This window comes from Streptomyces sp. NBC_01520, from assembly GCF_045040375.1.
Classification (GTDB): domain Bacteria; phylum Actinomycetota; class Actinomycetes; order Streptomycetales; family Streptomycetaceae; genus Streptomyces.
Window position 1 is genome coordinate 5,427,409 of the sequence record NZ_CP109404.1, and the last position, 23,637, is coordinate 5,451,045.

At 72.6% G+C, this 23,637-nt stretch carries 20 protein-coding genes; 8 read left to right on the forward strand and 12 right to left on the reverse strand.

Going from position 1 to position 23,637, the window contains the following annotated elements; genetic code table 11:
• Positions 1–350 precede the first annotated feature (350 nt).
• Genes OG524_RS24855 through OG524_RS24875 form a run of 5 tightly spaced genes read left to right on the forward strand, consistent with a single transcriptional unit; the run spans position 351 to position 6,109 of the window.
• Positions 351–3,308, forward strand: a complete 2,958-nt coding sequence (locus OG524_RS24855) for a nitrate- and nitrite sensing domain-containing protein (protein WP_405812497.1) — start codon at positions 351–353, stop codon at positions 3,306–3,308.
• Positions 3,305–3,787 (forward strand): roadblock/LC7 domain-containing protein, encoded by a 483-nt coding sequence (locus tag OG524_RS24860; RefSeq protein ID WP_405811692.1) that lies wholly within the window; start codon positions 3,305–3,307, stop codon positions 3,785–3,787. The genes OG524_RS24855 and OG524_RS24860 overlap by 4 nt, the downstream gene beginning before the upstream one ends.
• Complete coding sequence (locus OG524_RS24865; protein WP_405388647.1) at positions 3,784–4,197, forward strand: DUF742 domain-containing protein; 414 nt, start codon at positions 3,784–3,786, stop codon at positions 4,195–4,197. The genes OG524_RS24860 and OG524_RS24865 overlap by 4 nt, the downstream gene beginning before the upstream one ends.
• On the forward strand, positions 4,178–4,828 hold the full coding sequence (locus OG524_RS24870) for a GTP-binding protein (protein ID WP_405388646.1): 651 nt from the start codon (positions 4,178–4,180) through the stop codon (positions 4,826–4,828). Before OG524_RS24865 ends, OG524_RS24870 begins: the two co-directional genes overlap by 20 nt.
• A gap of 39 nt (positions 4,829–4,867) precedes the next feature.
• Positions 4,868–6,109, forward strand: a complete 1,242-nt coding sequence (locus OG524_RS24875; RefSeq protein ID WP_405388645.1) for a styrene monooxygenase/indole monooxygenase family protein — start codon at positions 4,868–4,870, stop codon at positions 6,107–6,109.
• A 78-nt stretch (positions 6,110–6,187) separates the two neighbouring features.
• Here OG524_RS24875 and OG524_RS24880 read toward each other — a convergent pair whose 3' ends face one another.
• The 5 genes from OG524_RS24880 to OG524_RS24900 form a co-directional block, all read right to left on the reverse strand.
• A complete protein-coding gene (locus tag OG524_RS24880; RefSeq protein WP_405811693.1) occupies positions 6,188–7,327 on the reverse strand; it encodes an NlpC/P60 family protein in 1,140 nt (379 codons plus the stop codon).
• Between the two features lie 162 nt (positions 7,328–7,489).
• Positions 7,490–10,141, reverse strand: coding sequence for a PQQ-binding-like beta-propeller repeat protein (locus tag OG524_RS24885; RefSeq protein WP_405811694.1), 2,652 nt, complete (start codon positions 10,139–10,141; stop codon positions 7,490–7,492).
• A 79-nt stretch (positions 10,142–10,220) separates the two neighbouring features.
• Positions 10,221–10,496, reverse strand: coding sequence for a hypothetical protein (locus OG524_RS24890; protein ID WP_405388642.1), 276 nt, complete (start codon positions 10,494–10,496; stop codon positions 10,221–10,223).
• Between the two features lie 56 nt (positions 10,497–10,552).
• Positions 10,553–11,299, reverse strand: a complete 747-nt coding sequence (locus tag OG524_RS24895) for a TetR/AcrR family transcriptional regulator (RefSeq protein ID WP_405388641.1) — start codon at positions 11,297–11,299, stop codon at positions 10,553–10,555.
• 176 nt (positions 11,300–11,475) lie between these two features.
• A complete protein-coding gene (locus tag OG524_RS24900) occupies positions 11,476–12,411 on the reverse strand; it encodes a diiron oxygenase (RefSeq protein ID WP_405388640.1) in 936 nt (311 codons plus the stop codon).
• A 177-nt stretch (positions 12,412–12,588) separates the two neighbouring features.
• Here OG524_RS24900 and OG524_RS24905 point away from each other — a divergent pair, with 177 nt between their 5' ends.
• Positions 12,589–13,698 (forward strand): ferritin-like domain-containing protein, encoded by a 1,110-nt coding sequence (locus OG524_RS24905; RefSeq protein ID WP_405388639.1) that lies wholly within the window; start codon positions 12,589–12,591, stop codon positions 13,696–13,698.
• Between the two features lie 37 nt (positions 13,699–13,735).
• On the opposite strand, the gene OG524_RS24910 is transcribed toward OG524_RS24905, so the two are convergent.
• Complete coding sequence (locus tag OG524_RS24910) at positions 13,736–14,050, reverse strand: SCO0607 family lipoprotein (RefSeq protein WP_405811695.1); 315 nt, start codon at positions 14,048–14,050, stop codon at positions 13,736–13,738.
• A 123-nt stretch (positions 14,051–14,173) separates the two neighbouring features.
• Between OG524_RS24910 and OG524_RS24915 the strand changes: the two genes are divergently transcribed.
• A complete protein-coding gene (locus OG524_RS24915) occupies positions 14,174–15,064 on the forward strand; it encodes an ADP-ribosylglycohydrolase family protein (protein WP_405811696.1) in 891 nt (296 codons plus the stop codon).
• Between the two features lie 77 nt (positions 15,065–15,141).
• Positions 15,142–16,059 carry a hypothetical protein gene (locus tag OG524_RS24920; protein ID WP_405811697.1) on the forward strand — a complete coding sequence of 306 codons (918 nt, stop codon included), beginning with the start codon at positions 15,142–15,144 and terminating at the stop codon, positions 16,057–16,059.
• Here OG524_RS24920 and OG524_RS24925 read toward each other — a convergent pair.
• The 6 genes from OG524_RS24925 to ligD all read right to left on the reverse strand — a co-directional run bounded on the left by OG524_RS24925 (position 15,971) and on the right by ligD (position 23,587).
• Positions 15,971–17,116, reverse strand: a complete 1,146-nt coding sequence (locus OG524_RS24925) for an amidase family protein (RefSeq protein WP_405388635.1) — start codon at positions 17,114–17,116, stop codon at positions 15,971–15,973. The two genes, OG524_RS24920 and OG524_RS24925, sit on opposite strands and share 89 nt — an antisense overlap.
• Before the next feature lie 49 nt (positions 17,117–17,165).
• On the reverse strand, positions 17,166–18,629 hold the full coding sequence (locus OG524_RS24930; RefSeq protein ID WP_405388634.1) for a peptidoglycan D,D-transpeptidase FtsI family protein: 1,464 nt from the start codon (positions 18,627–18,629) through the stop codon (positions 17,166–17,168).
• A gap of 25 nt (positions 18,630–18,654) precedes the next feature.
• Positions 18,655–20,034 (reverse strand): FtsW/RodA/SpoVE family cell cycle protein, encoded by a 1,380-nt coding sequence (locus OG524_RS24935; RefSeq protein ID WP_405388633.1) that lies wholly within the window; start codon positions 20,032–20,034, stop codon positions 18,655–18,657.
• Positions 20,035–20,096: 62 nt separating this feature from the next.
• The gene (locus OG524_RS24940; protein ID WP_405388632.1) at positions 20,097–20,414 is read right to left on the reverse strand and encodes a zinc-ribbon domain-containing protein; all 318 of its coding nucleotides are present in this window, start codon (positions 20,412–20,414) and stop codon (positions 20,097–20,099) included.
• Complete coding sequence (locus OG524_RS24945; RefSeq protein ID WP_405812498.1) at positions 20,411–22,522, reverse strand: HEAT repeat domain-containing protein; 2,112 nt, start codon at positions 22,520–22,522, stop codon at positions 20,411–20,413. The genes OG524_RS24940 and OG524_RS24945 overlap by 4 nt, the downstream gene beginning before the upstream one ends.
• A 171-nt stretch (positions 22,523–22,693) precedes the next feature.
• Entirely contained in the window at positions 22,694–23,587 is an 894-nt protein-coding gene (gene ligD / locus OG524_RS24950) for a non-homologous end-joining DNA ligase (protein WP_405388631.1), read from the reverse strand.
• Positions 23,588–23,637 lie beyond the last annotated feature (50 nt).

Genomic DNA, 23,637 nt, shown 5'->3' on the forward strand with positions numbered 1-23,637 from the left:
CGCTTCACGGTGCCTTCACGAACCGGCCGTTGGCCCGTACCAGCAGGTCAGCGCGGGCGGCCTGGGTGGAGGGAAGAGCTCCGCGCATATGCGGGCGGGCATCCTGCCAAAGCCTGGGCCGAAGTTCCACCCGGTGGTCCAGGCATGGTGGGGGGCGCCCGTGGGGAAACTTGTTCGCCAACTCAGGAGTGATGTTCACTCCTTCGAGTGGCGGAGCGGTTGATGCGCGCCCCCCTCTCAAAAGCGCTGGAATGGTCAGAAGCCGTACCAGGGGTAGGTGGGGGCGCCTTTTCACATGACCGTGCGTCACCTCTGCTTCAAGGGTGGACGAGTCAAGATTGCGAGCACCGGTGCAGAAGAAGCGGCCTCGGAGCAAGGACAGCACGCGTGAAGAGTCCGGGGCCATGCCTCAGGCAGCGGGTGGCGGCAGGCGGACCGTACGGGTGCGCAGCCGGCTCGTCGCGGGTGTTGCCGTTGTCGGGATCACCGTCATCGCCGCAGGGGCCCCGGCGGCCCTCGGGGCATCCTCCGACCTCAACGAGTCCCAGCGGCTGGTCACGCTCGCCGAGCTGAACCAGCAGGCGATCACCCTCGCGCACTCCCTCGCGGACGAGCGCGACACGGTCACCGCCCACATCGCCGCCGGCCGTGAGGACGAGGACGGCAAGGGCGAAGGCGATCCCGCGGCCCGGGTGGACCAGCAGGTCGACGAGATCCGGGAGGCCGCCCCCGCCGCGCTGCGACGCGATCTCTCCACCATCCCCTCGTTGCGCCGCACCGCCCTCACCGGCAAAGGCACGGCGATGGAGGCCCACCAGGCGTACTCCGAGGTCATCGCCAAGCTCCACGACCTCGCCGACGAGCTCGCCGAGAAGACCCCGCCGCGGGCCGCCGAGGCCACCCGTGCCCCGCTCGCCCTCGGCGGTGCCGTCGAGCAGGCGTCCGCCACCCGGGGTCTGCTCCTGGCCGCGCTCGCCGTGCCCGGCACCGAGCCGGCCGAGCCGGCCGAGCCGCAGATCGACCCGCTCACCGGGCTGCCCGTCCAGAACCAGGACGACGGCGCCAACGAGGACGACCGCGACCGTGACGAGCTGAGCGCCGCCGCGCAGCAGGTCCGGGTGCGGGAACTGGCCTCGCTCGCGGAGTTCGACCAGGCCGCCGCGCCCACCGCGCGCGACAAGCTCGCCTCCACGGTCACCGGCCCGGAGGTCGACAGCGCGGAGAAGTACCTCACCCGGCTCACCGACCGCCCCGAACTCTCGGACACGGACCGTGCGGTGAACGCGGAGAAGGTCGACGCGGCGCTCTCCGCCCGTATCGACCGGATGCGGAGCGTCGAGTCCGCCCTGGGCACCGCCCAGGTCAAGCGGCTGGAGCAGCTGCGCGACGACGACGTCACCGCGCTCGAACTCCGGCTGGCACTGCTCGGTGGCTGTCTGCTGATCGCCGTCGGTGTCTCCACCGCCGTCGCCCGCACGCTCACCCAGCCGCTCGCCGTCCTGCGGATCGGTGCCGGCCGTATCGCCGCCGAACCGGAGACCGCCGAGCCGGTCCGCTACACCGGGCGCAACGACGAGTTCGCGCAGGTCGTACGGTCCATCAACGCCCTGCACGGCAAGCTGCACGCGCTGCAGCACGAGGTGACCGGCCGCGCCGAGAGCCTGCGCACCGAGCGGGCCGAACTGGCTGCGGGCCACGAGACCCTCACGCTCCAGCGGGACGAACTCCGCACCCAGGTCGCCGAGCTGACCAAGCAGCTCGGCCAGCTGCGGAACACGGTCAACCACACCTTCGTCAACCTCTCCCTGCGGACCCTCGGTCTCGTCGAGCGCCAGCTCGGGGTCATCGAGGGCATGGAGGAGCGCGAGCAGGACCCGGAGCGCCTCGCGACGCTCTACAAGCTGGACCACATGGCCACCGTCATGCGGCGCCACAGCGAGAACATGCTGGTCCTCGCGGGCACCGAGCACGGTCAGGGCCCCGCGGGTCCGATCCCGCTGGTCGACGTGCTGCGCGCCGCGGTCAGCGAGATCGAGCGGTACGAGCGGGTCACGATCCAGTCGCTGCCCCCGCACGCCCAGGTCGCGGGCTTCGCAGCCGACGACCTGAGCCACCTGGTCGCCGAACTCCTGGAGAACGCGACGTCCTTCTCGCCGCCCGACTCCCCTGTCGAGCTCTCCGGCTGGCTGCTGGAGACCGGCGAGGTGATGCTCTCCGTGCAGGACGAGGGCATCGGCATGTCGGCGGTCCGGATGGGCGAGCTCAATGCCAGGCTGGCGGACCCCGCATCGTTCGCGGCGGGTGAACAGGCCGCGGACGGGGCAGGACTGGGACTCCAGGTGACCTCGCTGCTGGCCGCGCGCCACGGCGTCCGGGTGCAGTTGCGCGAGCAGAAGGGGAGCGGGGTGGCCGCCGTCGTCGTACTTCCCGGTGCCCTGCTGCCGAAGTCCCTGCCGACGGTGTCCCCGCCGCCCGTCCAGCGGCCGGGTGAGGCGCCCACGCTGAACCTGCCGGGTTCGGTGGCCGAGGCCAACTCCAACGCCCTGCCCGCACGTTCGGCCGGTGCCGACGTGGACCCGCTGATCGCGGCCGCCGAGCGGACGATCAGCGAGTCGGGTACGGAACCGGCACCTGCAGGGGAGCCCGCACCCGTCGGGCCCGCCGCCCAGGAACCGGCCGCCGGGGCGTCGACCACGGAGGGCGCGGCCCCCGAGGCGGCAGCGGCCCCCGGAACAGCAGCGGCCCCCGGAACGGCCGTTCCCGTCGAGTCCGAGGCCGAGACCACGATGCAGGTCCGGCTGCCCAGGCCGCCGGACGCGCCGGGCCCGTACGACATCGGCCCCGACAGCCACGAGCGGGCCACCGACGCGAGCCCCGCCGCCCCGGCGCCCGCGCCCGTCGCCGACTCCCTGCCCGCCCCGGAGCCCTCGCCCGGCGCAGGCGCCCTGCCCGGCCCCCGGCAGCCCGTCACCGGGCCGCTGACGGCCACGCCCGCCACGGGCCTGGGCGAGGAGGTGCCCGACCCGGCACCCGTGCCGGAGCGCCTCACCGAGAAGGGGCTGCCCAAGCGCACCCCCAAGATCGCCGCCCCCGTCGCGGCCCCGGCCGCCGAACGCAAGGGCGGCCTGGACAAGGACGCCCTGCGCCGTAGGCTCGGCGGATTCCACCAGGGTGCGAAGGACGGCCGGCGCGATGTCGAGGCCGAGATCGCCGAGGGCGCCCCACAGACCGACCACGCTGAACTGACCGGCCGGACCGATGGCCGCATCGATGAGACGGGGGACACAGTCGAGGAGGCACGCAGTTGACTGCGCCGAGCACATTGGGGCTGAGTACCGAGGCCCGGAATCTTCACTGGTTGCTGAGCAATCTGGTGGAGGAGGTGCCAGGGGTCCACTCCGTCACCGTCGTCTCGTCCGACGGGCTGATGCTGCTCTCCTCCGACCCCGGTCTCGCCGCCGCCGCGGAGGGCGGACCGCGGCAGGACGGCCCCAGAGGCTCCAGCGCCGACCTCGCCACGATCGTCTCCGGCATCGGCTCCCTCACGATCGGTGCCGCGAAGCTGATGGACGGCGGCGGCGTCAAGCAGACGATGGTCGCGATGGAGGAGGGCAGCGTCTTCGTCATGTCGATCAGCGACGGCTCGCTCCTCGGTGTGCACGCCACCCCCGACTGCGACATGAGCGTCGTCGCCTACCACATGGCGCTCTTCGTCGGCCGCGCCGGACACGTACTCACCCCCGAACTCCGCAGTGAACTGCGCAAATCGATGGAGAGCGCCCAGTGACCTCCGCAGCTGAACCCGTACGCAAACTCCCCGTCCGGGGTTCGGACCGCAAGGCGGCGCGGGTCCGCCCGTACTCGCTCACCGGTGGCCGTACCCGCTTCGGCCACGTCCTGCTCGTCGAGACGTTCGTCGCCGCGCTGGACGCCCCCGAGGAGCGCCGCGAGCTCACGAACGGCAATCTCGCCTCCCGCGTCATGCCCGAGCTCCGCGCCATCGTCGAACTCTGCCGCCGTATGCGTACGGTCGCCGAGATCTCGGCCCTGCTGAAGATGCCGCTCGGTGTGGTCCGGGTGCTCCTCAGCGACTTGGCCGACCAGGGAAAGATCCGCGTGTACGGAACCGGTCACGGCACCGGCCAGCCCGACCGCGCACTGCTCGAAAGGGTGCTCAATGGACTCCGTCGTCTCTGAGGCGCCGCTCTTCGCCCCGCGTCAGCCGGGCCCGCAGGACCAGACCGACGGCCCGGTGCAGTCCTGGCAACTCGACCACACCCGTGCGCCGGTCGCGACCAAGATCGTGGTCGCGGGAGGCTTCGGCGTCGGCAAGACGACGTTCGTCGGCTCGGTCTCCGAGATAACCCCGCTGCAGACCGAAGCGCTGATGACGCAGGCCAGTGAGGAGACCGACGACCTCACCGCCACGCCCGACAAGGTCACCACGACCGTCGCGATGGACTTCGGCCGTCTCACGCTCGACGACGACCTCGTCCTGTACGTCTTCGGCACCCCCGGCCAGCAGCGTTTCTGGTTCATGTGGGACGACCTGGTGCGCGGCGCGATCGGCGCGGTCGTCCTCGCCGACACCCGTCGCCTCGCCGACTGCTTCCCGGCGCTCGACTACTTCGAGAGCTGTGGGCTCCCGTACATCGTCGCCGTGAACCACTTCGAGGGAACGACCGGTTACGAGGAGCAGGACGTCAGGGAGGCCCTGACCGTACCGCCGCACGTACCTGTTGTGATCATGGATGCGCGTCAGAGGATCACGGTCGTCGAGTCGTTGCTCGCCCTGGTGGGGCACGCGCTCGACGTCTCGCCCGCGTAGTCGTCACACGCACCCACGCTCACACAACGGAGAACCGCGATGCGGAAGATACTCATAGTCGGAGCCGGCCAGTCCGGTCTCCAGCTCGCCCTCGGGCTGCAGTCCAACGGGTACGAAGTCACCCTCATGTCCAACCGCACGGCGGACGAGATCCGGTCCGGCCGGGTCATGTCGACCCAGTGCATGTTCCACACGGCCCTCCAGCACGAGCGTGACCTCCAGCTCAACTTCTGGGAGTCGCAGGCCCCGCGCATCGAGGGCCTCGGCGTCTCGGTCGCCGGGCCGGACTCCTCGCGCGTCATCGACTGGGTGGGCAAGCTCGACGGCCACGCGCAGTCCGTCGACCAGCGCGTGAAGATGGCCGGCTGGATGGAGACCTTCGCGCAGCGCGGCGGCCAGCTCGTCATCCACGGTGCGGCCGTCTCCGACCTGGACTACTTCTCCCGCACCTACGACCTGGTCATGGTCTCGGCCGGCAAGGGCGAGCTCGTCTCCATGTTCGGCCGGGACGCCTCCCGTTCGCCGTACGACGCCCCGCAGCGCGCCCTGGCCGTCGCGTACGTCCACGGCATGGGCCCGCGCCCCGAGCACCCGGACTTCGACGCGGTCCGCTGCAATCTGGTCCCCGGTGTCGGCGAGCTCTTCGTGATGCCGACCCTGACGACGTCGGGCCGCGCCGACATCCTCTTCTGGGAGGGTGTGCCCGGCGGCCCGCTGGACGCCTTCCAGGGCATCAAGGACCCCTCGGAGCACCTGGCGAAGACGCTGGAGCTCATGGAGCGGTTCACCCCGTGGGAGTACGCGCGCTCCACCAAGGTCGAACTGACCGACGCCAACGCCACACTGGCGGGCCGTTACGCCCCGACGGTACGCCGCCCGGTCGGCCGGCTGCCCGGCGGCGGCCTGGTCCTGGGCGTCGGGGACGTGGTCGTCGCCAACGACCCGATCACCGGACAGGGCTCCAACACCGCGTCCAAGTGCGCCCACTCCTACCTGCACTCGATCCTGGAGCACGGCGACCGCGAGTTCGACGAGAAGTGGATGGAAGCCACCTTCGAGCGGCACTGGGAGAACACCCAGCACGTCGTGAAGTGGACGAACGCGATGCTCGGCCCGCCGCCGGAGCACGTCCTGAACCTCATCGGCGCGGCCGGCCAGCTCCAGCCCGCCGCCGACCGCTTCGCCAACGGGTTCAACGACCCGGCGGACTTCGACAACTTCTTCTTCGAGCCGGAGAAGACGAACGCGTACCTGGCCTCGCTCTCGGGCGCGCAGGGCTGACGCCCACGGCCACCGGGCCACCACGCCCGTCCTGACGGCGCGGCGGCCCGGTCCGGTGTCCCGCGCGGGTGCGGGGCCCTACGACTCCGGGGCGTCGTACCCGGTGTCCGATCCGGACGACGCGCCCTCGGGCAGCTCCGGAAGCGTGTACGAGGTCAGCGGTGCGGCGCCCGGGTCCGGACGGACCGCGCCCAGCAGCGGGTTGGACGCCAGGGGGGAGACCTTCACCGAGGCTCCGGGCCTGGGTGCCTGCACCACCAGGCCGTCGCCGATGTAGAGCGCCACATGGGTCGCCTTCGGGAAGTAGACCACCAGGTCACCGGGGCGCAGCGACGCGACAGGCACCTTCGGCAGCTGCCGCCACTGTTCCTGCGAGGTGCGCGGAATGGTGAGGCCCGCCGCGGACCAGGCCTGCGAGGTGAGTCCGGAGCAGTCGTAGGCGTCCGGGCCCTCCGCCCCCCAGACGTACGGCTTGCCGATCTGCCCGATGGCGTACCGGACCGCGTCGCCGCCCTGCCCGGACGGTGGCCGGGCCGAGCTCAGTGCCCCCGAGGCGACCAGCTCGTCCTGGGCCGCTTCGGTGTTGCGCTCCTCCAGATCCGAGAGCGCGGCGAGCTGTTCCGGGGTGAGGGAGGCCAGCAGCGCCTCGACGTCGTCGAGCCGGGACCGTACGGTGTCGCGGTGTTTCCTCTGCTGTGCGACCAGCTTCCGCTGCCTGTCCAGCAGCGCACGGGACCTGGCCGCCAGGGTGTCCGCGTGCTTCTCCGCGCCGGTGAGCCTGTCGACGGTCGCGAGCCTGCCCGCCTGGGCGCGTTCGATCACATGGCTCTGTTCCAGGGCGTGCTGGGGGTCGGGGGACAGCAGCAGCCGCAGGTACACGGAGAAGTCGGTGTGCCCCTGGTACTGGTCACGGGCCAGGCGCCCGGCCTCCCGGCGGCTGCTGTCCAGGGCCGCGCGGGCCCTGGCGAGCTCGGTGCCGAGCTTCCCGGACCGGGCGGTCTGCCTCTTCAGCTCCTCCGCGGCTCCGGTGTGGAGCTCGCCGGCCTCCTCGGCCTCCCGGTAGAGCGTCTGCAGCCGCGTCAGCAGCCCGGCGACGCCCTGCGGGGCGCCGGCGGCGGGCGCGGGGTCCGGGTCGGCCGGTTCCGCGGTGGCGGGGGAGACGGTGACGACCGCGGCCAGTGCCGCGGTGCACAGGGTTCGCGCGACTCTGCCTGACACGACATCACCTCCGGTGACAGGGGTGCTGCCGATAAATCGGACTACCCCACAAGTGCTCGGATCTCGTCCATCCGGTCACTCGGTGTCAGGCGAAGCAAGGACCGTCCGGTGTGGCGCCTCTGGCACCCTCCGAACGGCGGACGGCCGGACGGCCGCCCCGCGTCACTCCACGGGGAACGCGTAGAAGGCCCGGTCCCGCTGCACGACCGCCGTCCCCCCGGCGGCCAGCACCCGGTACGGCACGCCGACCGTGGCGCCCTCGGGGTCCTGCACGCCGATGTCCTGGAACTTCCACAGCCGCCGCCCGTCGGCCGCCGTGAACGCGGTCACCTGTGTGGCGTCCGCGGCGAGCAGGGTCTTCCCGCCGCCGCTGAGGGCGAGGGCGGGCGCGTTGCCGCCGAGCGGCACCTCCGTGGACCGCCGCCAGACCACCTTGCCGGTGGCCCGCTCGACCGTGCCGACCTCCTGGTTGCGGTTCGTCGTGTGGAGGAGCTCCCCGGCCTGGACCGGTGTGCCGAACACGGACGCGGCGGTGCCGTTCAGCGTCCACACCGGCTTCCCGGTGGCCGTCTCGAAGGCCTGCAGATCGTCGCCCACCGCGCCGTACAGCCGGCCCGCCTCGTCGCCGAGCGCGGCCCCGCCCGGCGTGACCGTGCCGAACTGCCGGTTCCACAGCAGCTTGCCGGTGGCGCGGTCGAAGCAGCGGAAGAAGGCCCTGCCCTTCCCGGCCGTGACATCGGCGGGGGTGAGTGTCGTGGCGTCCTGGCGCACGACGATGTCGGCCTTCCGGACGGCCGTGAGCCGGTAGGCGGGGGTGCCGGGGGCCCGGCCCGCGGGGACGGCGACGCGCCACAGCTCCTTGCGCGCCACGGTGTCGTACGCGAAGAAGTACGCCTTCGCGACCTGCGTGTCCTTGCCCGGCGTCTTGCCCTTCTTCGGCTTCGGCGCCTTCACGGTGACGGTGTGCGAGCCGGTGAACCAGACGACGGACCCGGACCGGCCGGTGAGCGTGGCCACCTTCATGCCCGGTACGCCGGTGAACTGGTCCACGAACCGGACCCGGTGCTCGACCGTCCCCTTCTTCGGCGACAGCCAGAGGAATTCGGTCGGGCTCGCCAGGAAGCAGAGCCCGTCACCCGCGGGCAGTACCGCCTGGGCCCCGGCGGCGTCCGCACACTGCCAGACCTTCCGTCCGGTCCGCAGATCGACGCCGGTGGCCCCGGCCGCGGTGGTCAGCACCAGCAGCTTGTCCTGCCAGATGCCGGAGGTGAGCGGGGCGGGCTCGGCGGCCGGGTGCGTGTACGTCCACCGGGGCTCCGGTGCCCGGCCGGGGACGGTCGCACGGGGCTCCGGCGTGGACTTGTCGTCGGCGGCGGAGTCGTCGGACCCGAGGGCGAACACGGCGCCCCCGCCGACGACCAGCCCGGCCGCACCCGCGGCCACGGCGGTGAGCAGGGCCCGTCGGCCGGGATCGGCGGGGGTCCGGGTGGCGGGCGCGGGGGGCCCGGCCGACGCGGGCAGGGCGAGCGCGGCGGGGGCGGCCGGGTACGCGTAGGAGGGGTACGGCCGGGCGGGCGCGGGCGCCACGGGCGGCCCGGGTACGAGGGCCTGCCGGGGGAGGGCGCCGGTCAGTTCGCGGGGGACGGCGAGCTGGGTCGTCGCCCGGTCGGTGTCCGGGGTGTGCGGCCCGGTGCGCAGGAATCGGGTGGTGCCGGTGTCCCCGCCGCTGTCCGTGCCGGGGCCTTCCTGGCTTCCCGGTTCCGGTTCCGATGCCGCGGCACGGGAAACCGTGGCCGCCCGGGCCGGGCCGTCGGCGGCCGGGGTGCCGTCCTCCGGAACCGCGTCCGACGGCTCCAGGTCCGGACGGGCGTCCTCCGGCTGCGCGTCGGCCGGCGGTCCGGGGGCCGGGAGCTCGTCCGCCGGGACTTCCAGTGCCCGTGCCCGTACCGCCTGGTCCGTGACCGCCGCCGCCAGGGCGTCCGGGAGCCAGCCGCCCTTGGCGAGACCCGCGGCCCCTTCCAGCGCCAGCTCCGCCGCGACCGATCCCGCGCTCGGCCGGCCGGCCGGATCCTTCGCCAGGCAGCCCGCGATCAGCGCACGCAACTCATCGGGTACGGAGTCCAGTTCGGCCGAGGCGTGCGCGATCCGCTCGGCAGCCTCGTCCACCGGCCCGTCCGCGAGCGGGGTCGTCCCGGTCGCCGCGTACGCCAGCAGCAGCCCCAGGACGAAGAGATCGGACGCGGGACCCACGTCCTCGCCCGCGACCTGTTCGGGCGTCAGATATCCCAGCCGCACGGACAGCTGCCCGCCCGGCCTGGCCTCGGCCGAGGCGGCGGCACCCAACGGTCCGAACGCCGTCAGCCGGGGCCCGTCCTCGGCCAGCAGCACCGTCCCCGGCGCCAGCCCCTGGAGAACGGCCCCGCCGGCGTGCACCCGGGAAAGGGTCTCGGCGAGGCCCGCACCCAGTATCCGCACGGCACGCTCGGGGAGGGGACCGGCGAGGGCGATCGCCTCGGCCAGCGTCAGGGCGGGTACGTACGCCGCCGCGGTCCACACCTCGTCGTCGTCCGGCGTGGTGAGCGGCGGCTGCACCCAGCCTCCCGACAGCCGCTCTGCACTCAGGACCTCGGCCCGGAACCGCCGCCGGAACGCGGGCACGGCGGCGAGGGCGGGCCGCGCGGCCGTCACCACGGCCAGGTCGCCACCGTCCTCGTCCCTGGCCAGGTACTGCACCGCGCTCGCGCTCTCACGAAAGCGTGCCAGCACGGTGTACGGGCCGAAGTGGCGTGGATCGTCCTGACGCAGCGCCTCCATGGCGCACCCCCCTTGTGACCGTCCCTCGGCACCTGACCGCCGATCTTAGAGGGTGCGGCGCGTCAGGGCCGTACGCCGCTCAGGCGCCGCCGCGGGGCTTCGTCCAGGGCCACTTGAGCGTGCGGCGCTCGCGGCCTCCGGGGACGTACTCGTACACCCAGCCGCGCTGCAGCCCCAGCCTCTTCGTGAAGCCGGCCGGGGCGCGCCGGTAGGCGTGCACCGTGGCGGGGCCGCCGTCGGCGTCCGGCACCGGGACCTCGTACCACTTGGGCGGATGCCCGGTCGGGCCGAGGAGCACGGGCAGGACCCGGCCGTCCAGGGGTCCGCCGGTGAAGGGGGTGTTCTCGCTTTTCACCAGGTCAGTCTGACCCAGGCGGACGGCGGACCGTCGTGCGGCTCCGCGCACCCGGCCTACGGGTTCAGCAGCTGCGCCGCCGGGACCACCAGCGCCGCCAGCCGGCCGACAGGGCCGTCCGAGGTCTCCAGGCCCACCAGCTCCGCCACCACGGACGCGGTCTCCTCGTCCGAGGCGGCGGTCGCCGCGAGCAGGGCGATCAGATGGTCGACCAACCAGCCGCGCAGGCCGGGGGCCGGGGGCTGCTTCTCCTCGTCCAGCCAGATCAGCGAAGCCGCCTCGACGGCGGCGATCCAGGTGCGCACCATCATCCGCAGCCGTGGCCCCGCAGGCACCTGGCCGGGCCCGGAACCCCTGCCCAGATGCAGCAGGATCTGCTCGGCCGCCGCCCGGCGCACCCCGTCCACGATCGTGGACGTACGCGAGGTCTCGGCGACACTGCCACCGCGCAGCAGCGCGCTGAATCCGGCGTCGTGCTCGTCGACGAAGCCCAGGTAGCGGTCCAGGACCCGGCCCACCCGTTCGGTGGGCGGGCCGGCCATCGGCTCGGCGAAGCAGAGTGTCAGCTGCTCGGCGGCCGACCCGAGGGCGGCCTCGTACAACTGCTGCCGGCCGCCCGGGAAGTACCGGTAGACCAGCGGCCTGGAGACGCCGGCCACGACCGCGACCTCGTCGATCGACACGTCGTCCGGCGCCCGGTGGGCGAAGAGGGTGAGCGCCGCGCCGAGGAGTTGCGCGCGGCGCTCCTCGACGCCGAGCCGTCGGTAGGCGCGGGCGGGAGGTGCTGCGGGGACGGAGGTCATGCTCCGAAGCCTAAGACCGGCCGGCGCGTGAGGCGGGGCGTCCCGGGGCCCGGTACGCACCCTCCGGGGGCCCAGGGCTCCGTCATACCCCACTCCTCCGCCCCGCGGTCGCCCGCATCCGGCCCCGCCCCGCACCTGTCCGACGGCCGATTTGCGTCAGGTGTACGGGGGTCGGCTCAGGCCAGCAGGCCCGAACGCCTCCACAGCCTGCGCCCGACACCGTTCAGCACCCCGATGTCGTCGAAGAAGTCCGTCAGCCGCTTGGCGCCCGACTGCATGACCTCGGTCCGGTGGCCGCTCGCCTTCACCTGGGCGACGGCCTCCCGGCGGTCCAGGCCGACGTTCTCGTACACCTGCGGGTTGACGAAGCAGACGGAGAAGACGCGTGCCGCCTCCCCGCAGCTCAGCCTGGTCAGTTCGCGCTCCCAGGCGGGCGCGGTCACCATCTGGCGGCGCAGCTCCTCGCGGGCGTAGCGGACGTGCCGGGCCTCCTCGACGACGTGGATGCGGGTCACGCCGCGGACGAGGGTCTGGACGCGCTCGTCGGGGAAGGTGAGCCGCTGCATCCAGTCCAGGATCTCCTCGCCGAGCAGCGTCGCGGCGAAGGAACCCGGGGTGGTGGAGACCGTCTTCAGGATCCTCGCCACGTTGTGGTAGACCCGCGGGACCGGGTAGGTGGGCGCGCCGCCCCAGAGGATCATGCGGCCGAACATCATCGAGTGCCGGCACTCGTCCGCTATCTCCGTGAGGGCGTAGCGGACGTGGTTGCTGGTCACCGGCTTGTCGTAGATGTGCCTGACCAGCAGCTGCATCAGGATGATCTCGAACCAGATGCCGAGCGAGGCCAGCGACGCGGCCTCGTGCCGGGCCAGGTCCATCCGCTGCTCCTCGGACATCTTCCGCCAGAGCGGGGTGTCGTAGAGGGAGACGAGCTCGGGCGGCCAGAACCACCTGCCCGCCTCGACGGCCGAATCCCAGTCGAGCTCGGTGTCGGGGTCGAAGGAGTGCTTGGCCGAGGATTCGAGCAGGCGAGCGGCGATCCGCTCGCGGTCCCTGAGCGGGCCGAGTGCGTCACGCAGCACCTGGACGTCCTCTTCGGACACTGTCGTCATGGCTGAAGGCACCTCGCACATGGGTTACCGGCGGTCATGCTTTATGAGACTGCCTGTCAGCAAGGCCGTCAATCCCCTGTGCGCGACTTGTTGACTGCGCGTCTACCAACGTGTGAACCTGCCAACTGAAGTCAGCACCACGGAACATACGATCCTCGCCAGGCGAAGGAGCTGTCCGTGTCGACACACGACCTCTACATCACCGCCCCCGGAGCCCCGACGTGGCAGGTTCCCGCCGCCGGTGCGGCCCGGTTCAGCTGGGACTACGACGACGGCCGTGAACGCCTCCTCGCCCTCTACCGGAAGGGCAAGGACAAACAGTGGGACGGCAGCAAGCGCATCGACTGGAGCCTGGAGGTCGACCCCACCGACCCGCTGGGCACCCCGGACGAGGCCCTCACGCTCCACGGCACCCGGCACTGGGCGAAGATGACCGAGCGGGACCGGGGCGAACTGCGCAAGCACTACACCTCCTGGCAGTTCAGCCAGTTCCTGCACGGCGAACAGGGCGCGATGGTCTGCGCGGCCCGGATCGTGGAGTCCGTGCCCGACCTGGACGCGAAGTTCTACTCCGCGACGCAGACGATGGACGAGGCCCGGCACGCGGAGGTCTACGGACGCTTCCTGCACGAGAAGATCGGGATGCTGTACCCGATCAACGACAACCTCCAGGGCCTGCTCGGCGACACCCTGCGCGACTCCCGCTGGGACATGCCCTACCTCGGCATGCAGGTCCTCGTCGAGGGTCTGGCGCTCGCCGCGTTCGGCATGATCCGCGACACGACGACCAAGCCGCTGCCGAAGCAGATCCTCACGTACGTCATGCAGGACGAGGCCCGGCACGTGGCCTTCGGCCGGATGGCGCTGCGCGACTACTACAAGCAGCTCAGTGAGGCGGAACTGCGCGAACGCGAGGAGTTCGTGATCGAGGGCTGCTACCTGATGCGCGACCGGCTCAGCGGCGTCGAGGTGCTGGAGAACTTCGGCATCGGCAAGCAGGAGGCCAAGGAGCTCTCCGAGCACTCGGAGTTCCTGCAGCTGTTCCGCAAGCTGCTGTTCAGCCGCATCGTCCCGTGCGTCAAGGATATCGGCCTGTGGGGCGAGCGCCTGCAGAAGGCGTACGTCGACATGGGCGTACTGGAACTCGGCGACTCCAGCCTGGACCTGCTGATGGCCCAGGACGAGGAGCTGGCCGAACAGCTGGACCGGGACCGGTTCGCGGTGGAGGAGCAGGCGCGGGTGACGGAGGTCGCGGACGCGATCGCGGAGGGCGGCGCGGCAGGCTGACCCGCGGCCGCCCGCCGCGCGCGGCGGGTGGTTCCGGCTAGTTCTCGTCGGGGAGGTCGACGGTTCTGCCGTTCTCGTCGATTGTCCGGGTCGTCCAGTAGGTGTCCCACTTGTCGCCCACGTGCTCGGGAACCTTGCCCTCCGGGTAGCGGGCGTACCCCTTGGGCGGCTCCTCGTCGTCGGGCACGCACGCGCTTCCGGCGCTGCCCACGACCAGGACCGGGTATTCGCCGCCTCCGCACGTCGCGTCCTGTATGGAGCAGGCGCCGGTGAGCAGGGCGACGGTGGCGGCGGCCAGGGCGAGCCCGAGCGTGGTGCGGGACGGGGTGCGGAGTCGGTCGGCCGTGCGCATGGTCGGGCTCCCTCTGGTGTGTGGCTGACGGGCTCCAGCCTGCCCTGGCCGGGGACGCGGATCGTGAGCACGCGTACTCATATCGGGTGTACGTACCGGGCGCCAGGGCTGAGGATGGAAGCCATGAACTCTCCTTCCGGCAAAGGCGATTCGGCGGCGGCCCGCCGCAGCCTCGAAGCGCTCGCCCTCGGTGACGCGTTCGGCGAGCGGTGGTTCCCGCTCTTCCGTCCGCCCCGGCAGGCGTACAACGAGGTCCGGGCGCGCCGGACCCCGCACGAGCCCGTCTGGCACTGGACCGACGACACGGCGCTCGCCCGCGCCCTGGAGCGGGTCCTCGACGAGTGCGGGGAGGTCGACCAGGACCGGCTGGCCCTGTACTTCGCCCTGGCCTTCGACGCGGACCGGGCCCGCGGGTTCGGGCACGGCATGCACATGCTGCTGCCGGAGCTGCTGACGGCACCGGCCGACTGGCGCACCCTGGCCCCCGAACTGTTCGAGGGCGGCAGCCTGGGCAACGGGGCCGCGATGCGCGTCGCGCCCCTCGGAGCCCGCTTCCACGAGGACGTCGACCGTGCCGCCGAGCAGGCCGTGCTGTCGGCGGAGGTCACCCACGCACATCCGGAGGGGATCGCGGGCGCGGTGGCGGTCGCGGTCGCCGCGGCCCTGTCCGTGCGCGGCGAGTTCACGCTGGCCGCGGTGGCCGGGCGAACCCCCGGGGGGCTCGTGCGGGAAGGGCTGCGGCGGGCCGTGGAGGTGCCGTTCGCCACGGAGCCGTGGAAGGCGGCCGACCTCCTGGGCAACGGGCAGCGCATCCGGGCCGACGACACGGTGCCCTTCGCACTGTGGACCGCCGCCCGGCACCCCGGTGACCTGGAGGCGGCGCTCTGGGCGACGGCGGAGGGCTTCGGCGACGTGGACACGACCTGCGCGATCACGGGAGGAGTCGTCGGAGCGGTCACCGGGGTGGACGGGGCGCCGGCCGAGTGGCGTCAGCGGCGGGAGCCGCTGGGCTGACGGGGCGTATCTTTCGACCTCGTATCAATAGCCGGCGCATCGAATATGCGTTCACTCCGGTGACGTAACGTGAGCGCATGACCATGCCGCCGCAGCCGCCCCAGGACCCGTACGGGTCCCCTCAGCCTCAGCAGAACCCGTACGGGCAGCAGCAGCCTCCCGGCAGCCCCTACCCGCAGCAACCGCCCGCGTACGGCAACCCGACGCAGCCGCCCGCCGGCCCCTACCCGCAGCAGCCCTCCGCGTACGGCCACCCGCAGCAGACGCCGGCCTACGGTTACCCGGCGCAACCGCCCCAGGGGCCGCCCGGCGCGTGGGGGCAGCCGGGGACGCAGGCCATGTGGCCGCCGCAGCCGCAGCCGCCGCGGAAGAAGCGCACCGGGCTCGTCGTCGGCATCGTCGCCGGGGCGCTCGTCGGCGTCCTGGCCATCGGCTTCGGCGCCTACAGTCTGATCGACGCGGGCGCGGACGCCGTGTTCCCCGAGGCCACCCACAAGCTCGTCGTGGAGAAGGCCGTGCTGGACGGGGAGTTCACCCTCAACAAGGACATGTCGGACACCGAGGGCAAGAAGATCGAGGACACCCCCGACCCGAGCATCCGGGACGGCAAGGCCGTCGTCGCCCAGTACGGCTCGCAGGAGAACGGCATGCTCGTGCTCTCCGGCATGTACGGGCGGCTCTCCAGCCCGGAGCTCATGCGGAGCAAGATGATGGAGGGGGCGGCCGAGGCGGAGGGCGCGACGGTCCCCGTGCCCCCGAAGGAGTTCAAGCCCGCGGGGTACGACATCACGGTGGAGTGCCAGGTCGTGCAGTCCAAGGAGATCGGCCTGACCACCAACTCGCCGATGTGCGCGTGGAGCGACGGGAACACCGCCGGCATGGTCGCCGTGCTCCGGCCGGACGATCTCAGCAAGGACGCGAAGTCGCTCGACCTGGCGAAGACCGCGGAGGAGACCGCCAAGGTCCGCTCGGAGATCCGCAAGCCGATCGGCTGAGGCGCGGCGGCGGCAGGACGCGCTCCACCGCCGCCACCGCGCCCAGCAGCTCCGCGTCCGTCCCCCGGTCGGTGACCAGTTGCAGGCCGGCCGGGCAGCCGTCCGGGGTGAATCCGGCCGGCACGCTCGCCGCGGGGTGGCCGCTGAGGTTGAACGCCCAGGTGAGGGCCGTGGAGTAGACGTCCCCCGGGCCCTCGTGACCGTGCGGCGTGTTGGGCGTGACCGGGGTGAGGAGCAGGGGCGTACGGGCGAAGAAGGCGTCGAGGGCGCGGTCGTTGGCGGCGCGGAGCGCCCGGGTGGCGGGGGTCGGCGACTCCCCGCGCACCGCGAGCCATGTCTCCGCCGGGTCGAGCAGCGTGACGGGGTCGCCGACGAGACGGATCACCCCGGCGGCGGCCAGCCGCTCCACTGCGGCCCGTGTCACCTCGGCCACGTCCGGGTCGACGGACGCGAAGCCCAGGTCCGGGCTGTAGGCCGCCGGGACCGGGAGCCGGGCCGGCCGGGGCACGTACCCGTCCAGTACATGGCGCAGATACGTATCCGCCCGTGCCGCCGAGCTCGCGAGCACGCCCGGGGAGGCGAGACCCGTGCGGTCCGGGGAGGGCAGCAGGCCCGTCGTCGTCCTCAGGCCGAACACCCCGCACCAGGCCGCCGGGATCCGCACCGATCCCGCCCCGTCGCTGCCCGTCGCCAGTTCGACCATGCCCGCCGCGACCGCCACCGCCGAGCCGGCCGACGAGCCTCCCGGAGTGCGGTCGGGCCGCCAGGGGTTGACCGTACGGCCGTGCGCGCCCCGACCCCAGGTCTGCCAGTGGGTGCCGGGGCCGGGGACGGACGTGGCGCCGACCGGGACGCCACCCGCGGCGGCCAGGCGGCGGGCCGCGTACGAGCCCAGGCCCGTGCGGCCCTTCACCGCGAACGGCAGTCCGGCGAGCGGGAGGTCCAGGGCGGCCCGCTCGCGGGCGGACGCGTCCTCGTGCCAGACCTCCGTGAACGCGCCCAGCGCCGGGTCCAGTTCGTCGATCCGGGCCAGGGCCGCCGCCACCGCTGAAGTCATGGGACCAGTCTGGGCCCTTCCGGGCGCCGGGCGCCGCCGGAGTCACGGATCAGTCCCGGCTCTCCAGCGCCGCCTCCATCACGGCCCGCGCGATCGGCGCCGCGCTGCCTCCGCCGCTGATGTCGGCCCGGTTCGCCGAGGCGTCCTCCACGACCACGGCCACCGCGACCGCCGGCCGCCCCGAGTCCGGATCCTGCGCCCAGGAGATGAACCAGGCGTACGGCGTACCGGAGTTGTCGACGCCGTGCTGCGCGGTGCCCGTCTTGCCGCCGACCGTGACACCGTCGATCGCCGCGTTCGTGCCCGTGCCGTTCTCCACGACGTCCACCATCATCCGCTGCAGCTGCATGGCCGTCGCCGGGGTCATCGCCCGGTGGTACGAGTCGGTGCCCTGCTGCCGGACCGTGTCCCCGTCGTGCGTGGTCACCCGCTCCACCAGGTGGGGGCGGTTGAGCTCACCGCCGTTCGCCACGGCCGAGGCCACCATCGCCATCTGGAGCGGGGTCGCCGTCGTGTCGAACTGCCCGATCGAGGACAGGGCCAGCTGGTCGTCGCTCATGTCCGAGTCGAAGTTGCTGCGTGCCACCCCGGAGGGGATCTTCAGGTCGTCGTCGTTGAAGCCGAACCTGCCCACCGCCTCCAGCATCCCGTCCAGCCCGACCTCCACCCCCAGGTGCGCCATCACCGTGTTGCAGGAGACCCGGATCGCCTCCGCCAGCGACGCCTTCCCGCAGCCGCGTGCCTCGTCGGGGAGCGTCGTCGTGGTGCCCGGCAGGACGTACGGCGACGGGGTGTCCGTCGCCGCGTCCGGATCGGTCACCACCCGGGCGTCCAGGGCCGCCGCGGCCGTCACGATCTTGAAGGCGGAACCGGGCGGATAGGTCTGCCGGACGGCCCGGTTGAGCATCGGCTTGCCGGCCGAGCGGTTGAGCCGCGCCCAGGCGTCGGTGACCGAGGAGCCGGTTCCGGAGAGGAGGCCGGGGTCGTACGAGGGGGAGGAGACCAGCGCCAGGATCTTCCCGGTGGCCGGGTCGAGTGCCGCGACCGCACCGCGCCGGCCGGCCAGGCCCTCGGACGCGGCCCGCTGCATCGAGTCCTCGACGGTCGTGACGACATTTCCGCCGGGCTGCCGACTGCGGGTGAGGTCGCCCCACAGGGGGAGCGGGGCCAGGGCCGGGGCGGTGCCGGACAGGATGCCGTCCTCGGCGTTCTCCAGCAGCGTGGTGCCGTACGTCTGCGAGGCGTAGCCCGTCACGGGGGCGTACAGCGGGCCGTGGCGGTAGGTGCGCTCGTAGGCGAGCTGCTCGCCGGTGTCCTTCGAGCCGGTCACGGACTCCCCGCCTACCAGGATGTTCCCGCGCGGCCGGTCGTAACGGTCGATCGTGGTGCGGCGGTTGGCGGGGTTGCTGTTGAGCTCGTCGGCCTCGAAGAGCTGGACGCGGGCGGCGTTCGCCAGCAGCGCCACGAGGAGGAGCAGGCAGAAGGCGGCGGCCCGCCGGATGTAGCGGATCACGAGGCGCCTCCCGGGCGGTGGGTCTTCACCGTTCGTCCTCGACGGCCGGGGTGTGGACGCCGGTCTCCGCGTGCTCCGGCGCCGGGGTGCGGGCCACGTCACTGACCCGGATCAGCAGCGCCACGATGATCCAGTTGGTGACGACGGACGAGCCGCCCTGGGCCAGGAAGGGCATCGCCATGCCCGTGAGCGGGATCAGCCCCATCACCCCGCCCGCGATCACGAAGACCTGGAGGGCCAGGATCGACGCGAGGCCGATCGCCAGCAGCCGCCCGAAGGGGTCCCGCAGGGCCAGGCCCGCCCGGTAGCCGCGGGCCACCAGCAGGGCGTACAGCAGGAAGATCGCGGTGAGTCCGGCGAGGCCGAGCTCCTCGCCCGCGGTCGCCAGGATGAAGTCGGACTTGGCCGCGAAGCCGATGAGGATGGAGTGGCCGAGCCCCAGTCCGGTGCCGAGCATGCCGCCCGCCGCGAACGCGAAGAGGGACTGGGCGAGCTGGCTGGGCCCCTGGCCTGCGTCGATCGTGGCGTAAGGGTCCAGCCAGTCCTCCACCCGGCTGTGCACATGGGGCTCGAACGACCCGACGACGAAGGCGCCCGCGGCGGCGAGGAGCAGCCCGACCGCGATCCAGCCGGTCCGGCCGGTGGCCACGTAGAGCAGGATGACGAAGAGGCCGAAGAAGAGCAGCGAGGTGCCGAGGTCCCGTTCGAGGACGAGCACGCCGACGCTGATCAGCCAGATCGCGACGATCGGGCCCAGCACCCGGCCGGTGGGGAACTGGAGCTTCCAGATCTTGCGGCCGGTGTACGCGAGCGCGTTGCGGTTCGCCGCCAGGTACGCGGCGAAGAAGACGGCGAGCAGGATCTTGGCGAACTCGCCCGGCTGGAAGGAGAGGCCGCCGAACCGGATCCAGATCTTGGCCCCGTTCACGGCGGGGAAGAAGATCGGCACGATCATCAGGACCAGGGCCGTCGCGACCGAGAGGTACGCGTAGCGCTGGAGCACCCGGTGGTCGCGCAGCAGCACGACGACGGCGATGAAGAACGCGACCCCGAGCGTGGACCAGATCAGCTGCGTCGTCGCCGCCCGGTCCCTCGGCGTCTCCAGGTCGAGCCGGTAGATCAGCACAAGGCCCAGGCCGTTGAGGAGGACGGCGATGGGCAGCAGCAGCGGATCGGCGTAGGGGGCGCGGAAACGGACCGCGAGATGGGCGAGCAGGGCCAGGAGGCCGAGACCGGCGCCGTAACCGGCGACATCGGGAGGGACGGCGTTGTTCCTCGCGAGGCCGACGGCGGCGTAGCCGTAGACGGAGATGAGCACGGCCCCGATCAGGAGCGAGAGCTCGACCCCGCGCCGCTTGGGCAGGCGTAGCTCGGGCGGGCGTGCCTCCGCCGACGTTGCGGTCATGCACCGCAACGTAGCAAGAGGCGGGTGTTATTTCCCTTATGTCAGCTTCGTGGCATGCGCCCTCAGCCCTGGTACGGGTTCTGGCCGCCGGGCGCGTAGCCGGGCTGCTGCTGTGCGGTGCCGTACGGATTGCCGTCCTGCCCCGCGTGGGCCTGCGCGAGCAGCTGGTCGGCCTGCTCCTGGGGTATCTGCCGTTCGCCGCCGCAGAAGGTGCACTGCGTCGCGTACTTCGTGGAGATGGGGAACAGGGGGACGAAGAACAGCGTGAACTTCGTGACCCGCTTGCGCAGCGTGTGCGCGGCGGGATTGCCGCACCAGCCGCAGACCATCGTGAGGATGGCCAGCTGCTGGAGGTAGCCCCGCGTACCGAAGATGATCATGATGTGTTTCCTTTCCCCGTGGTGTCAGGAAGTGCCCGCCGGCAGAGAGCCAGCAGTTTCTCGTCCTCATAAGTGTCGTGACTGCCGTAGCCGCCGTCCATCGCGTTGTGGCGACGTACGGAGAGGAGCTCGGCCCGCAGCACCTGTGCCGCCTCCGTCCCCGCACCGGCCGTACCCATCCGCACCAGGCATTCCGCGACGCGGACCCTGACGTGGCGGTTCTTCTCCCAGGCCGAGAGGAGCACCGGAACCGTCCCGCCGGTCCGGCCGGTGACCTCCCACAGGGCGATCGCCGCGTCCACCCGGAGCCACAGCTCGTCGTGCCCCAGCAGGGCGCGCAGCCGGGGCGCGGCCACCGCCGCCCGCTCCCCGAGCCCGCCCAGCGCGCTCGCCGCCGCCCGGCAGTCGTGCACCTGGTCCGTCCGCAGGCCCTCGATCAGCACCGGCAGCACCGCGTCGGCGTCCCCGTCTATCGCCCACAGGGCCTCGGCCGCCTCCGTCGCCGTGGCCGTGCCCGGACGTCGGATCAGTGTCCGCAGCTCGGGCACGGCGCACCGGGCCGCAGGCCCGAACGACCCCAGCGCGCGCAGGGCCGCCGACCGCAGCCACTCGCCCCGGTACTCGGGTGCCCCCCGCAGCACCCGCAGCACCTCCGGTGCGGCCTCGCCCGCGCGCAGCGCCGTCAGCCCGGCGAGCAGCGGACTCGCCCGGTCGTACGCGCCTTCGTCCAGACCGACCTCGCCGAGCCTGCGCCGCAGCGCCCCGGCGAGCGGGACGGCCGTGCCGCCGAGATACCCGATCGCGAAACCCACGTCGTGCGGCACCTCGGGCCGCTCCAGCGCCGCCGCCAGCGCGGGCAGCACCCGGGCGTCGCCCAGCCTGGCCAGCGCCTTCACCGAGGAACCCAGCCCCGGCGGCCCGCTGGCCCACTCCCGCACCCAGCCACCGGGATCGGCGGCCACCCGGTCGGCCAGGGCATCCGCGGCCGGTGCGGCCAGGGTGAACAGCTCCTCCAGCACGTGCGAGGCGGCCTCCGCCAGCCGCTGCTCCGGATCCGCGAGCTGGACACCGACCAGCCGCACCAGCCCCTCGTACGAGCCGCGCCAGGCCCGTATCAGCCCGCCACTCATCCGTACGGCGTCGACGCGCTGCCAGGGATCGGGGCTGAGCAGCTGGTCCGTGAGCAGCGCCGTACGGTCCTCCACGCGGTCGTCCAGGCCGACGTGCAGCGTCCGCAACAGATCCGCGGCCCAGGGCGTGCTGCGCCCCACGGACTCCTCTGCGGACAGCGCCCGCAGCTGCCCCACCAAGGCCGGCGCGGCGGTCCGCTCCGCCACCGGCGCCTCGGGGCCCGGCACCTCCACGGGCTGCGGATCCGGCCGGGCGGGCCCGGAGCGCAGCTCCCGCAGCAGCCCCGACACCACCTGGACGACATCGCCGGGCAGGGCGTCCGGGGCGCACCGCGCCAGCTGCGCGAGTGCCGCGAGCCGCAGCCCCGGCGCGTACGCCTCCGCGGCGAGCCGGCTCAGCCAGTCCGCCGCCTGCCCGGCCAGCGGGCGGTGACGCAGCGCGACCCGCCCCGCGGCCTCGACGAGTGCCAGCCGCACCTCGTCGTCCGCCTCCACCGGAAGACGCTCCCGCAGCAGGGACAGCACCCTGACCGGATGGCTGTGCAGCGTGGCGAGGGCCAGCGGTGCCGCCAGCCGTACGCCCGGGTCCTCGTCGGCGATCAGCTCGAAGAACACCCCGGCGCCCGCGGTGACCGCGGCCGCCGCCATCGCGTAGTTCGCGGCGCCCTCGATCTCGTCCTCGTCCAGGTCGTCCTCGTCCAGATCGATGCCGCCGATGCTGGTCAGCAGCTCCACGACGGAGCCACGGTCCTGGACACCGGGGTCCACGACCAGCTCGAAGAGGAACGGGATGCAGGCGAGCGTGCACGCGTACACGTCGCCCTGGTGGTGCACCGCGCCGTACATCCCGTCGAGCGCGCTCTCGCGCTCCGCCGCGTCGGCGGAGGCGAGTCCATGCAGGAGTCCCGGCACATCGTCGGCCGGCCCGTAGGCATGCTCCATCGAGGCCCAGTCGACCTCGTCGATCCCCGCGAACACGCCCATCCCCTCCCCGTGTCGTCTTCTGCTCCGAACCCGGTCGATACCGTGTTCATGAAGCAGCGTCTGCGCAGAGTGTGCACCACGGTCAGGACAATCCACCGTCCACTTGTGGCCTTTCCTGGTGTGTGGCAGCACAGCTGTGGGCCGGCTGTGTTTCCGCTGTCCGATTCAGCCGGAGGGGAGCGGGTGCGCCTGCCCGGGGTCGTTCAGCGGACCGAGCAGATCCCCGTGCCCGGCGATCCGGTCCGGCATGTCACCGGCGAGGAAGACCAGCTCCGAAGGTGCCCCGCAGGCCTCGATCTCGTCCCAGGTGACCGGCGCGGAGACGGCCGGGCTGCCCTTCGCGCGCAGCGTGTACGGGGCGGCGGTCGTCTTCGCCGCGGCGTTCTGGCTGAAATCGACGAACACCTTCCCGGGGCGCAGGGCCCGTGTCATCCGGTACACGGCCAGGTCCGGCAGCGCGCCGTGGGCCTCGACGGCCAGCGCCTTCGCGTACGCCGTCACCTCCTCGGACGGGCTGGGCTCCAGCGGGACGAGCAGGTGCAGGCCCTTGGATCCGGAGGTCTTCCCGTACGCGGACAGCCCGTCGGCGGCCAGCCGCTCACGCAGCCAGCGGGCCACCACACAGCACTCCACGATGCTCGCCGGCGGCCCGGGATCCAGGTCGAACACCAGCCGGTCCGCGACCGCGGGCGTGTCCTGCCGCCACTGATGCGTGTGGAACTCCACCACCAGGTTCGCCGCCCACATCAGCGAGGGCAGGTCCTGCACGAGCACCTGGCGGGCCTCCGGCTCGTCATGGCGGGGCACCGGGGCCGTCCGCACCCAGTCGGGTGTACCGGGCGGCGGATTCTTGGTGAAGAAGCGCAGCCCCTCCGGGCCGTCCGGGTACCGGAGGAAGGACAGCGGCCGGTCGCGCAGGTGCGGGAGCATCACGTCCGCCGCCGTGGCCGCGTAGTAGTGCAGCACCTCGCCCTTGGTGGTGCCGGTCGCCGGGTACAGCACCTTGTCCAGGTTGCTGAGCGCCAGGCGCCGCCCCTCCACCTCTGTGATCGGCGTCATACGATAAGAATCACATGAAATCGTACGTATGAGTTCCTTGCGGGCGTAAG